At 67.4% G+C, this 12572-nt stretch carries 14 protein-coding genes; 8 read left to right on the forward strand and 6 right to left on the reverse strand.

Features of this window, described 5'->3' with window-relative positions; genetic code table 11:
* Positions 1-201 precede the first annotated feature (201 nt).
* From AC3WTC_RS20095 to AC3WTC_RS20110, 4 genes are all read left to right on the forward strand, one after another.
* Entirely contained in the window at positions 202-573 is a 372-nt protein-coding gene (locus tag AC3WTC_RS20095; protein WP_025878234.1) for a hypothetical protein, read from the forward strand.
* Positions 574-800: 227 nt separating this feature from the next.
* Positions 801-1220 (forward strand): EF-hand domain-containing protein, encoded by a 420-nt coding sequence (locus AC3WTC_RS20100; RefSeq protein WP_025878233.1) that lies wholly within the window; start codon positions 801-803, stop codon positions 1218-1220.
* A gap of 97 nt (positions 1221-1317) precedes the next feature.
* Complete coding sequence (locus tag AC3WTC_RS20105) at positions 1318-2070, forward strand: HAD family hydrolase (protein WP_032975604.1); 753 nt, start codon at positions 1318-1320, stop codon at positions 2068-2070.
* Positions 2071-2101: 31 nt separating this feature from the next.
* A complete protein-coding gene (locus tag AC3WTC_RS20110; protein ID WP_033830185.1) occupies positions 2102-2590 on the forward strand; it encodes a hypothetical protein in 489 nt (162 codons plus the stop codon).
* A gap of 103 nt (positions 2591-2693) precedes the next feature.
* On the opposite strand, the gene AC3WTC_RS20115 is transcribed toward AC3WTC_RS20110, so the two are convergent.
* The 3 genes from AC3WTC_RS20115 to AC3WTC_RS20125 all read right to left on the reverse strand — a co-directional run bounded on the left by AC3WTC_RS20115 (position 2694) and on the right by AC3WTC_RS20125 (position 5812).
* Positions 2694-4121: an amino acid permease gene (locus AC3WTC_RS20115; protein WP_032978503.1), complete on the reverse strand. Its 1428-nt coding sequence runs from the start codon at positions 4119-4121 to the stop codon at positions 2694-2696.
* Positions 4122-4275: 154 nt separating this feature from the next.
* Entirely contained in the window at positions 4276-4689 is a 414-nt protein-coding gene (locus AC3WTC_RS20120) for a hypothetical protein (protein WP_025875608.1), read from the reverse strand.
* Positions 4690-4735: 46 nt separating this feature from the next.
* On the reverse strand, positions 4736-5812 hold the full coding sequence (locus tag AC3WTC_RS20125; protein WP_080277669.1) for an aldo/keto reductase: 1077 nt from the start codon (positions 5810-5812) through the stop codon (positions 4736-4738).
* 110 nt (positions 5813-5922) lie between these two features.
* Between AC3WTC_RS20125 and AC3WTC_RS20130 the strand changes: the two genes are divergently transcribed.
* A complete protein-coding gene (locus tag AC3WTC_RS20130; RefSeq protein WP_180831663.1) occupies positions 5923-6891 on the forward strand; it encodes a LysR family transcriptional regulator in 969 nt (322 codons plus the stop codon).
* Here the strand turns inward: AC3WTC_RS20130 and leuE are convergent.
* Both leuE and AC3WTC_RS20140 read right to left on the reverse strand, forming a co-directional pair.
* Positions 6829-7458: a leucine efflux protein LeuE gene (leuE, locus tag AC3WTC_RS20135; RefSeq protein WP_025875614.1), complete on the reverse strand. Its 630-nt coding sequence runs from the start codon at positions 7456-7458 to the stop codon at positions 6829-6831. The genes AC3WTC_RS20130 and leuE overlap by 63 nt on opposite strands.
* Before the next feature lie 12 nt (positions 7459-7470).
* On the reverse strand, positions 7471-8445 hold the full coding sequence (locus tag AC3WTC_RS20140; RefSeq protein WP_081794606.1) for a LysR family transcriptional regulator: 975 nt from the start codon (positions 8443-8445) through the stop codon (positions 7471-7473).
* Positions 8446-8534: 89 nt separating this feature from the next.
* Between AC3WTC_RS20140 and AC3WTC_RS20145 the strand changes: the two genes are divergently transcribed.
* Positions 8535-9542: a zinc-binding alcohol dehydrogenase family protein gene (locus tag AC3WTC_RS20145; RefSeq protein WP_140228097.1), complete on the forward strand. Its 1008-nt coding sequence runs from the start codon at positions 8535-8537 to the stop codon at positions 9540-9542.
* 263 nt (positions 9543-9805) lie between these two features.
* On the opposite strand, the gene AC3WTC_RS20150 is transcribed toward AC3WTC_RS20145, so the two are convergent.
* Positions 9806-10411, reverse strand: coding sequence for a glutathione S-transferase family protein (locus tag AC3WTC_RS20150; protein ID WP_492712391.1), 606 nt, complete (start codon positions 10409-10411; stop codon positions 9806-9808).
* A 55-nt stretch (positions 10412-10466) separates the two neighbouring features.
* On the opposite strand from AC3WTC_RS20150, the gene AC3WTC_RS20155 reads away from it, so the two are divergent.
* Positions 10467-12035 carry a DNA recombination protein RmuC gene (locus AC3WTC_RS20155; RefSeq protein WP_025875621.1) on the forward strand — a complete coding sequence of 523 codons (1569 nt, stop codon included), beginning with the start codon at positions 10467-10469 and terminating at the stop codon, positions 12033-12035.
* 60 nt (positions 12036-12095) lie between these two features.
* Positions 12096-12497 (forward strand): hypothetical protein, encoded by a 402-nt coding sequence (locus AC3WTC_RS20160; protein ID WP_032978518.1) that lies wholly within the window; start codon positions 12096-12098, stop codon positions 12495-12497.
* Positions 12498-12572 lie beyond the last annotated feature (75 nt).

Here is a 12572-nt window from a genome sequence, read left to right on the forward strand (position 1 = left end):
GCGGGGCATCCGCGCCATGGATGGCGCGGCTGAGCCTACAGGGACGTACTTGCGGCGTCCCCGCAATCCGACACCGCCCCGCCATCCCACGGAACGCCCGCTGTTGCTTTGGCGGTTGCCGTTGCCCTGGCTTCGGCAGGTACAGGGCGCAGCCCTGCCGATACCCCTTACACTGGCCGCCTTCTCCTGCGTCCCCGCCCGATGAACCTTCCCCTGCATTTCGGCCTGCTCGGTACGCTTGAGGCGGGCCTCATCGCCCTGCTGGTCGGCCTGCTGGTGTATTTCCTGTGGCACCACCTGTGCCGGCTGCTGCACTGGACCGTGGGCCATGCCATCGGCTGGTCGTGCGTGATCGCGGTGATCATCTCCGCCGGCATCGATGCCTGGAAGCTGTTCTACATGGGCATCGTGCGGTTGGAGTCGCCGCTGTATGCGCGCCTGTTCCTGTCCACCATCCACGATCCGAACGAACTGGGCAGCCGCGTGGTGCTGGAGATCGCCGGTGCGCTCTCCGGTGTTGCATTGGGATGGGTGTTGTTCAGTTCGCGGTCATCGGAAAAAACCGTCGACTGACGCAGGTTTTTCGTTCGCTGCCGGTTAAATCGTGCAGCGCTGAATGCTCGTCTTACTGTCTGCTCACTTCGCACTAACCACCGCGCTAACGCATGCGTCTGCGCCAGTGGTTAACCATGCGTGTTCGAGGGAATCGCGGCGCAAAATCGATTCAGAAACGCGGTGGCAGGGTAGGTGCCGTGCGGAGACAACGACCGCGCACTACCACCCTTCAGGAGACACCCCAGATGACTATTCGCAACCGCAAGCCCCTGATCGCCCTGATCGTCGCCGCCGGCAGCGTGTTGGCCATCCCGGCGATGGCGCAGTCGGCCAAGCAGCAGGCCGCGCATGCACAGAACGAAGCGGCACAGGCCCAGCAGGCGGCGGCACAGGCAGGCCAGGCGGCTGACCAGGCCACCGACGCGGCCGCAGCAGCCTCGGCGCAGGCCAACGGCGGCGGCCAGACGTGGGCCAGCATCGATACCGATGGCAACGGCACCATCAGCAAGAGCGAGTCGCAGGTGAATGCGGGCCTTGCGCAGGTGTTCGACCAGGCGGATGCCAACAAGGACGGCCAGTTGAGCGCCGACGAGTACAAGGCCTACGTGGCCGCCCAGCAGGCGGGTGCCGGCGCGGGTGGCACGGCCGCGGGCCAGGGTCGCTGATCCACGGTTGAATTCGGGACAACCGGTGCATGGGCAACCCGGGTGGCTTCGGCCACCCGGGTTTTTTTCGTCATCGCCGCGCCTGTATCCTAGGGCGATGAACACCTCCACGCCTGCGCCCTCGCGCGCCATCGGCCTGGTCGGTTTTGACGGTGATGACACGCTGTGGAAGAGCGAGGACTACTACCGCAAGGCCGAGCAGGATTACTTGGACCTGCTGTCGCGCTACATCGACGTCCACGACACCCAGACCGCCCGCCACCTGCTGGAAGTGCAGCAGCGCCACCTCGGCGTGTTCGGTTACGGGGTGAAAAGCATGACGCTGTCGATGATCGAAGCAGCCATCGAGATCACCTCGCAGCGGATCGAAGCCAAGGACATCCAGCGCATCCTCGACATCGGCCATGACACCCTGCGCCACCCGGTCGAACTGATCGACGGCGTACGCGAGTCGGTGGCCGCCATCGCCGCGCAGTACCCGGTGGTGCTGATCACCAAGGGCGACCTGTTCCACCAGGAAGCCAAGATCAAGGTCGCGGCGCTGGCGGACCTGTTCCCGCGCATCGAGATCGTGTCCGAGAAGGACCCGGAAACCTATGCCCGCGTGCTGGCCGAATTCGACTTGCCGATGCAGCAGTTCGTGATGGTCGGCAATTCGCTGCGCTCGGACATCGAACCGGTGATCACCCTCGGCGGCTGGGGTATCCACACCCCGTACGCGGTGACCTGGGCGCACGAGACCCAGCACGGCGTGGCTGACGACGAACCACGCATGGTCAACGCCGATACCGCCTGGGACTGGCCGGCGGCGCTGGCGACGATCGAGGCCAAGGCCGCTGCCGCGGCCTGACACGGCGCGGCCGCTGCGGCAGAATCGAAGGATGAAACTGCCACTGCGCGCCCTGCTGTTGTCCCTGCTGCTGGCGCCGGCCATCGTGCTGGCGCAGCAGACCGCCGAACGTTCGGCGACCTATGAGGTGGATACCGGCGATGCCTGGGTCGACACCCAGCTGGCCGACATCAACCACTACGCCGAGCGTTACCCCGATGCCTTCCTCGACGAGGTATCGCGCTATGCCGGTGTACCGCGCGGTTACATCGCCGCGCTGGCCACCACCCACCGGTGGCAGGCCGGCGACATCTATTTCGCCTGTTTCTGGGCCAAGGCCAGTGGCCAGACCTGCCGCGACAGCGTGCGCGCCTTCAGCCAGGACCCCGAGGGCGGCTGGGCCGAGGTGGTGAAGCGGATGCCGGCCAAGCCGCAGAACCTGCACTACCGGGCCGTTCGCCACGCCATCGTGGCCAGCTACGAGCACTGGGATCGGCCGATCACCCTCGATGCCACGCTGAAGCGCCAGCTCAAACGGTAGTGCCGGCCGCTGGCCGGCAACTGCATGCAGCCAATTGATACGAAGGTTGCCGGCCAGCGGCCGGCACGACCCAAAGACCGCCGGGCATGGCCCGGCGCTGCCTTTACCGGCCGATCAGCGCGTTGCGACGGCTGTAGGCGAAGTACAGCACCAGGCCGACCACGTTCCACGCCAGGAAGTACAGCTGGGTGGTGTGCGGCAGGCTGATGAACAGGTAGATGCAGCCCAGCGCCGCCAGCGGGCCGACGATGAAGGCCAATGGCGTGCGGAAGGTGCGCTCGCGGTTCGGCTCACGCACGCGCAGCACCACCAGGCAGATGCCAACGGCGGTGAACGCGGCCAGGGTACCGGCATTGGCCAGTGCGGCGATCTCGTCCAGGCGTGCAACGCCGGCCAGTGCCGACACCACCAGGGCGGTGAACAGCGTGGTCGCCACCGGCGTGCCGGTACGTGCGTTGACCTTGGACAGGCCACGCGGCAGCAGTCCATCGCGGCTCATGACGAAGAAGATGCGGCTCTGGCCGTACAGGAAGGCCAGCAGCACGGTCGGCAGGGCGATGATCGCGATCACGCCGATCAGCATCGCGGCGGTGGGCTGGCCCAGCTGGCGCATGATCAATGCCAGCGGCTCGGCACTCTGGCCGAACACGGTGTAGCTCATCGCACCGATCGCGGCCAGCGCCACCAGCACGTACACGATGGTGCAGCCGACCATCGAGCCGATGATGCCGATGGACAGGTCGCGCCCGGGGTTCTTGGTTTCTTCGGCGGCGGTGGAGATCGCGTCGAAGCCGTAGAACGCGAAGAAGATGATCGCCGCCGCCGCCATCACGCCGCGCTCGACGCCATCCGGGCCCAGCGTCTTGGCGAATCCGTAAGGCATGAACGGCTGCAGGTTGTTGGCGTCGAACGCCGGCAGGGCCACCGCCACGAAGATCGCCAGCGCGATCAGCTTGAACACGACCAGGATCGCGTTGAGGGTGGCGCTTTCCTTGGTACCGGCCATCAGCATCAGGGCCACCAGCCAGGTGATGACGATGGCGGGAAGGTTGATCATGCCGCCATCGACGTGCGGGCCTGCCGCGAGCATCGCCGGCAGGCGCAGGTCCCAGCCGAACTGGGTATGCACCCATTCCAGGAAGCCGACGAAGTAACCGGACCAGCCGACCGCCACGGTACTCACCACCAGCGAGTACTCCAGGATCAGGCTCCAGCCCACCACCCAGGCAAACACTTCGCCCAGGGCACTGTAGCTGTAGGTATAGGCGCTGCCGGCGGCAGGCATCATCGTGGACAGCTCTGCGTAGGCCAATGCCGCGCAGGCACACACCGCGCCGGCGATGGCGAAGGAGATCAGCACGGCCGGGCCAGCGCGGTCGGCACCCACGCCGATCAGGGTATAGATGCCGGTGCCGACGATGGCGCCGATGCCCAGCGCGATCAGGTGCGGCCAGCTGAGGGTCGGGACCAGACGCCGGCCGGCTTCATGGACAGTGACGGAATCTAGGGACTTGCGCCGGAGCAGGGACATGCAGGCCTCGGAAGGGGTGACTGAGAACGACAAGTCCCCGAGTGTGACCGAACGCAGCGCAGCATTGCCACTGACGGGGGTCATGGCCGACACAGCGCGCGCTGGACGCTGGGCACTCTGCCGGAAACGGCACAAACGGCCTCAGCGCAGGTGCCTACCAGTGACAGCCGTCGTCCTGGAAGGCGTTGACGTCTTCGTCGAAGTCCGTGCGGCGACCGTCCCGGGCACGCACGTAGCTGAAGCTGTAGATCCGTGCGCCCTGCGTGCTCAGTGTGTAGTGACCGTTGATGCGACCGTCCACGCGCTCTTCCCAGACGGTATCGAACTGGTAGGGGCGGTCTTCGTCCAGCACCGTAGTCTGTTCGGAGACCCGGCGCAGTGGCAGGCGCTCGCTGTGCCCGGCGTAGCGCACATCGGCGCGGCCATCGTCCAGCCAGCGCCATTCCAGGTGGATCGTGTTGTCGCGGCCACCGCTGAGGCAGCGGTGGTCCGGTGCGGCCGTGGCCGGTCCACTGGCAAGCAGCAGCACCAGGGCTGCTGCGACCGCGAGCGTTGGTGTTGCGGCCATGGCGCTTTTGTCCAACGAGGGGCGCCAGCATAGCGCGCCCCCGCTGTTACCTGCCCAGCGCGCGTGGCTGCAGACGCGTACCACCGCTCATCAGCATGCGTGGCAGCGGCATCTGCAGGAAGTCGTGCGGGAAGGCAGGCGCGACCGCGCTGATCGCATCCAGCCGTGCCAGCGCCTCAGCCGGCAGCGCCAGATCCAGCGCCGCCAGGTTGTGTTCGAACTGGTCCAGGGTGCGTGCACCGACGATCGGCATGGCCCCGGCCGCGGGTCGTTGCAGCAGCCAGGCCAGAGCGACCTGCGCAGCCGAGTGCGACAGTTCCGCCGCGACGGCAGCGACTTCCCCGGCGATGTTCAACGAACGTGGCGTCAACGCGCCATTGATGAGGGCCACGTTGCGCCGGGAACCGCCCGGCGTAGCCTCCGGCGGCTCGGCCGTGGTGAGATCAGCCGCGCTGTACTTGCCGGTCAGCACCCCGCTGCCCAGCGGCGACCACGCCACCACGCCCAACCCGAGCGCCTCGGCCATCGGCAGCAGCTCCTGTTCGACGCTGCGCTGGATCAGGCTGTATTCGATCTGCAGGGCCACCAGCGGCGCCCAACCGCGCAGGTCGGCCAGGGTCTGCATGCGGGCGATCTGCCAGGCCGGCGTGTCCGAGATGCCGGCATACAGCACCTTGCCGCTGCGCACGAGATCGTCGAAACCGCGCATCACCTCGTCCACCCCGGTGGTGTCGTCCCAGGCGTGCAGGTACAGCAGATCCAGGTAGTCGGTGCCGAGCCGGCGCAGGCTGTCCTCCACCGAGCGCATCATGCTCTTGCGGTGGTTGCCGGCGTTGTTCGGATCGCCGGGCACGGTCGCCAGGGTGTACTTGCTGGCGATCACCAGCCGTTCGCGGCGACCCTGGGCGAATCGCCCGAGCAGCGTCTCGGCGCTGCCATTGGTGTAGTTGTTTGCGGTATCAACGAAGTTGCCACCGCGTTCGACGTAGGCATCGAAGATGCGGCGGGCCTCGGCTTCGTCCGCGCCCCACCCCCAGTCGGCACCGAAGGTCATCGTGCCCAGCGCCATCGGGCTGACACGCAGGCCGGAGCGACCGAGCAGGCGGTAGTGATCAAGTGACATGTGGCATTCCATTGGAGGAGGCGGTGTGCCGCCGGGAGGGAAAGCATCCGTCCGATGATCCTATGGATAAACTGGACACAGCCGAACTGACAATGAAGGAAGGCTTCACAATGGATCCCTCCGCACCGCTGTCGGCGGTGGTCGCGTTTGTCCATGTGGCCGACCACGCCAGCTTTACCCGCGCCGCAGATGCGCTTGGTGTCTCGACCTCGGCACTGTCACAGAGCGTGCGCGTGCTGGAAGCGCGGATGGGCGTGCGCCTGTTGCAACGGACCACGCGCCGGGTGGGCCTGACCGAGCACGGTGCGCGCTTCCTGCAGCGCGTACGTGGCGGGCTGGCACAGATCGAATCGGCCTTCGAAGACCTGGACAGCGCGCGGACCGTGCCGGCCGGTCGGCTGCGCATCACCCTGCCACGCATCGTTGCCGAGCGCCGGGTCCTGCCGGCGCTGCCGTCCTTCCTGGCCCGGTATCCGCAGGTGGAGGTGGAACTGTGCGTGGAACCGGCGTTGACCGATCTGGTCGCCGAGGGTTTCGACGCAGGCATCCGCCTGGGGGAATCGTTGGCGCAGGGCATGATCGCGGTGCCGATCGGGCCGCCCGAGCGCCAGGTGGTGGTGGCCACGCCGGGCTACTTCGCGCGCCACGGTGTGCCGCAGAGCCCGCAGGAGCTGCAGGGCCACGACTGTATCGTCCATCGCCGCGCCAATGGCCGGCTGATGCCTTGGGAATTCAGCCGTGAGGGGCGTGACCTGGACGTAGCCGTCGAGGGCCGGCTGGTGTTCAACGACGCCGAACTGGCCTATGCGGCGGTGCTGGCTGGGCTGGGCATGGCGCAGGGGTTCGCCTCACTGGTCGCCGACGACCTGGCTGCCGGCCGCCTGCGCAGCGTGCTGGAGGACTGGCAGCCGCCGTTCCCCGGCTTTCATCTGTACTACCCGGCGCGCGAGCATATGGCGCCCAAGCTGCGGGTGTTCATCGACCACCTGCGCGCGGCCTGCCAGGCCGACGGGATCTCAGCCGTTCAGGCCCAGGCGGATGCCGAAGCCGACCAGGAACAGGCCGGCAACACGCCGTAGCGCATCGCTGACCCGCGGGTGCTGGATCAACCGGCGGCGGGCCAGGTTGCCGACCCAGATCAGCAGCGAGCAGTAGGCGATGCTGACCACGAAGATGATCCCGGCCAGCGCGGCGAACGTAGCGATGCCCTGGTGGGCCTTCGGGTCGATGAACAACGGCAGGAAGGCCATGTAGAACAGGATCGCCTTCGGATTGAGCAGGCTGACCAGGATCGCCTGGTGGAAGTAGCGTCCGGGCTGCATGCGCACCGGGCCAACGTCGGCACCGTCACCCTTGGGCGTGCGCAGCAGGCTGATGCCGACCCACACCAGATACGCCGCGCCCAGATATTGCACGGCATGGAACACCGTCGGATTGGCCTTCAGCAGCGCAGCCACGCCGGCCAGTGCCAGCCACATCAGGATCTGGTCGCCGACCAGCAGGCCGGCCAGCGCCGTGTAGCCGCCGCGCACACCGCCGCGACCCGTAGCGGTCAGCAGAGTGAAGGTGCCCGGCCCGGGCAGCGCCAGAAACACCAGCACAGCGAGCAGGAAGGTCCACAGGTCCTGGATGCCCATCCACGGCATGGCGCGACTCTCTTACAACGGGGGAGCGCCATTGTCGGCCAGTGCTGGCGCAGGCGACAGGGGCGTGTCGCCATTGCCGGGCATGGCGGACAGCAGCGGTTGCAGATGCTGGCGCAGCTGCGCGTGCAGTTGCCGCACCGCCGGTGAGAACTGCTTGCGATGGGGGCAGACCAGCTGCAGGGGAATGTGGCTGCCGATGCCATCCAGCAGCACCTGCAGGCGCCCTTCCAGCACGTCGTCGCGGACGTCCAGCCAGGACTTGTAGGTGATGCCTTCGCCGGCGACCGCCCAGCGCCGCACCACGTCGGCGTCGTCGCAGACCAGCGGCCCGCGCACCGGGATCACCACGCGGCGCCCCTCAATCTCGAACGACCAGCGATCGTAGGCGCGGCCGCCGAGCTGGTAGACAAGGCAATCATGCTCGCGCAGATCTTCCAGGCGGCTGGGCGTGCCACGCCGCCGCAGGTACCCGGGCGACGCGGCCAGCACCCGCCGGTTCTGTTCCAGCAAAGGCAGGGCGACGTAGCTGGCGTCGTCGAAGTGGCCGATGCGGATGGCCACGTCGACCGGGTCGCGGAACACGTCGGCCACTTCGTCGGACAGGCGCAGGTGCAGGCGCAGCCGTGGATGCGCCGCGCGGAACGCGGTCAGCCACGGCAGCAGCAGGTTGCGGCCGAAGTCCGACGGCGCCGACAACTGCAGGGTGCCGTGCAGTTCGGCGTCCTCGCCCTGCACCCGCGCCTGGCCTTCGCGCAGGGTGCTCAGAACCTCCTGTGCGTAGGGCAGATACAGCGCGCCTTCGGCGGTCAGCCGCAGGCTGCGGGTGGTGCGTACGAACAGGCGCAGGTCCAGTTCGCGTTCCAGCCGTGCCACCGCCGCGGCAACCTGGCCCGGCAGCAGGTCGGCCTCGCGCGCGGCCTGGGAGAAGCTGCCCAGCGCGGCGGTACGGACAAACAGCTGCAGATCGTCGAAGCGGACCATTTTCATTGCTGCAGTGAAAGTGTTGACCGATTCTGCGCCTTTCCGCCCCCCTGCGCACGGCGCACGCTGTGGTCTCTCCTCCCTGGATATCCCCCATGCGTGCCATTGCCTACACCCAAGCCGGCCTGCCGATCGACGACCCGCAGGCCCTGATCGATCTCGAGCTGCCCCTGCCCCAGCCGGGCCCGCGCGACCTGCGGGTGGCGGTGCGCGCGGTGGCGGTGAATCCGGTCGACACCAAGGTGCGGCGCGGCGCCGCCACCGACGGCCCGCGCGTGCTGGGGTGGGATGCGGTCGGTGTGGTCGAAGCGGTCGGCAGCGAGGTAACCCTGTTCCAGCCCGGCGATGCGGTGTACTACGCCGGCGTGATCGATCGCCCGGGCAGCAACGCCGAATACCAGCTGGTGGACGAGCGCAGCGTTGGCCGCAAGCCGGCCAGCCTGGACGATGCCGCCGCTGCGGCGCTGCCGTTGACCGCGATCACCGCATGGGAACTGCTGTTCGACCGCCTGCGTATTGCCGAAGGCGGCGGCGAGGGCCAGACCCTGCTGGTGATCGGTGCAGCGGGTGGCGTGGGTTCGATCCTGGTGCAGTTGGCGCGCAGGCTGACGAAGCTGACGGTGATCGGTACCGCCTCGCGCCCGGAGACCCAGGACTGGGTGCAGGCGATGGGCGCGCACCATGTGATCGACCACACCCGGCCGCTGGCCGAGGGCCTGGCCCGGCTGGGCATCACCCAGGTGGACCATGTGGCCAGCCTGACCCACACCGACCAGCACTACGCGCAGCTCGTCGAGCTGCTGGCGCCGCAGGGGCAGCTGGGGCTGATCGATGATCCGGGCCAGATCGATGTGATGGCGCTCAAGCGCAAGGCGCTGTCGCTGCACTGGGAATCCATGTTCACCCGGCCGCTGTACAGGACCGCGGACATGCAGCGCCAGCACGAACTACTGAACCGGGTGGCCGATCTGGTCGATGCCGGCGTGCTGCAGACCACGCTGGGCGAGCACTTCGGGCGCATTGACGCGGCCAACCTGCGGCGCGCACATGCGCTGCTGGAGAGCCACCGGGCCAAGGGCAAGATCGTGCTGGAAGGCTGGTAACGCCGGGCTGCGCCCGGCACCCGCAGAGGCGACAGCAACAGCCAAAGCCAAAGCGGGGCTCCTGCGGGTTGGCGGGACGGTGTGGGCAGGCAGGACACGCCGTAAACCCGTCCATGGGGGCTCGATGGCGCCATCCATGGCGCCAACGGTCCTGCCAACCCACACCGCCCCGCCTTCGACGGTTTCCCGCCGCTGTTGGTAGGTGTCGACCTTGGTCGATACAGTAGCTCCACGCCATGCGTGGATGAAGCCAAGCAAGCGTGCTACGCCACGCCGTTGTCCACATGCTCGGCGAAGCCGGGCCGGGGGCGCAGGCGTTCGAACCAGGCGTCTACGTGGCGCAGCGCCGGTTTGTTGCCGGGGGTGCTGCGCCAGCGCTGTGTCGACAGGCCGAGGACGATGTCGGCCAGGCTGAAGTCGGTGCCCGCCACGTAGGCATTGCTGGCGGCAAGCTGGTGGTCGAGCACGGTCATCAGGCGGTTCCATTGTTCCAGGCTTGCCTCGGCGCGTGCGTCGTCCGCGAAGTCGGGGTGCTGGCGCACGCGGGCCATGAACACGTGGCGCCAAGCGCTGTTGAGGTCGCTGGCCTGCCAGTCCATCCACTGCTCGACTTGGGCACGGGCTTGTGCAGCGGCCGGCAGCAGATCGTCTCGTCCCTGCCGGGCGGCCAAGTAGCGGCAGATGCTGTTGGACTCCCACAGCACGAAGTCGCCATCGCGCAGCACCGGTACCTGCCGGTTCGGATTCAGCGTGGACAGCACGTCCGGCGCAGGTGCCGGATCATGGGAGAACGACAGATCGAGTTCGGCGCACAGCCACAGCACTTTGCGCACGTTGATCGAGGTGGGCTTTCCGTAGAGAACAAGCATGGGCGGGTCCGTCGTGGTCCAACCAAGGCTAGCGCAGCGGGGCTACACTGGCCGCATGAACATCGAAGTCCTCATGATTGTCGCCGTGGCGCTGCTGCTGGCGACGCTGCTGGTGCTGGTGCTGTTGTGGCGTCGCGCATCCACCAGCGCACCCGCTGCCGAAGTACAGCAACAGCTGGTTACCGAACGCGAACAGCATCGCCTCGCACTGGTTGACGCCGGCCAACTGAGAGGGCGGCTGGAAACCTTGCTGGCGGAGCTGGAAAGCGAGCGCGGCCGAAGCCAGCAGCACGCCCAGCTTGTCACTACCCTGACCGCACGCGTGGAGCGGGAGGCCGCGTTGGCGTCCAGTCGTGAAGCGATGTTGGCCGAGCGCGAAGCTGCCTTGGCGCAGGTACGGGCCGATCTGGCCCAGTCCAGCACGGAGCTGCAGCAGGCGCAGCAGCGTTACCAGCAACTTCATGGCGAACACGCGCGCGCCCTGGCCAACCTGCAGCATTCCGAACGCGCCAGCGCCGAACTGCGCAGCTATCTGGATACCGCCAAGGAAAAACTGTCCGGTGCCTTCGCGGAACTGGCGGGCAAGGTTTTCGACGAACGCGGGCAACAGTTCGAAAAGAACGTGCGCCAGGCCACGGTGCAGTCACGCGCGGACATCGAAGGACTGCTCAAACCCTTTGCCGACAGGCTGGGGGATTTCCGCAACCGGGTCGACACGCTGTACGGGGAAGAGGCGCGGCAGCGTGCCAGCCTGCTTGGCGCGGTGGGCGAACTGAAGACCCTCAACCAGGACATGGCCGCACAGGCCTCGGCGCTGACCAATGCACTGAAAGGCAGTGCCAAGGTACGCGGCGACTGGGGTGAGCTGATGCTCGACAACGTGCTGCGTGGCTCAGGCCTGGAGGAAGGCGTCCACTACCAGCGGCAGAAGCACGCGGTGGATGATGAGGGCGCGCGCCTGCGGCCGGACGTGGTGGTGCAGTTCCCCGATGAGCGCAGCGTGGTGATCGACAGCAAGGTCAACCTGATCGCTTGGCAGGAAGCGATGAATGCCGCCACGCCGGAACAGTCCGAAGATGCACTGCGCCGCCATGCGGTGGCGCTGCGCCAGCACGTCAAGGATCTGGGCGAAAAGAACTATCCGAAGGCTCTTGGCAGCGAGACTCTGGATATCACCATCGCTTTCGTTCCCATCGAAGGCGCACTGTCGGCGGCACTGGGCGCGGATGGGGCATTGCAGGCTTATGCATTCGACAACCGCGTGGTGTTTGCCTCGCCCAATACGCTGATGGCCCTGTTGAGGGTGGCCGAGCGTCTGTGGACACGTGACAAGGTGCAGAAGCAGGCATTGAAGATCAGTGAAGCCGGTGGACTGGTGCTGGACGCCCTGACCGGATTCCTGCAGGACTTCAATGCCATGGGCAGGAAGCTCGACGATGCAGGCAAGGCTTACGCCGACGCGCGCAACCGCCTGATCGATTCGCCGCAGTCAGCCATCAGCCGTGCCCGCCGACTTGCCGAACTGGGCAGCAAATCAAAGCGCGCGTTGCCCCCTGAGCTGACCCCCGATCCGTTGCAGCAGTTGACCTCTGCCGACGGAGAGGAAGACGGCAACGCCGGCTGACACGCCACCTGCATCGCCGGGTGCGTATGCTGGCGCCGTCCTCACTGACCAGGTACCGCCATGCGCCTCCGATTCCTTGCCAGCGCTGCCCTGGGCGTGCTGCTTGCCGCCTGCAGCAGTGCACCCCCGGCCAGTGACGATGCAGGCGCGGCAGCCACGGTGGCCGACAGCCCTGAAGCCGCTGCAGCCTATGAAGAAGCACGCGATGTGGACTGCCGCGCGGCGGGCGGCACCCTGCAGCCGTTGGGCCGCCTGCAACGGGTGCAGTGTGTGATTCCCTATGCCGACGCCGGCAAGTCCTGCAGCAGCAAGAGCGACTGCAGCGGCCAGTGCCTGGCGTCCGCCGAGGTGACCGCAGGCGCGGTGGCAACCGGCACCTGCCAGCGTGATGTCAGCCAGAACTTCGGTTGCCGGCAACGCATCGACGGTGGCAAGGCACAAGGCACCCTCTGCGTCGACTGACGGTAGTGGGGGGGGGGGGGGGGGGGGGGGGGGGGGGGGGGGGGGGGGGGGGGGGGGGGGGGGGGGGGGGGGGGG

It is taken from the genome of Stenotrophomonas sp. FW305-C-20-S1, assembly GCF_058783335.1.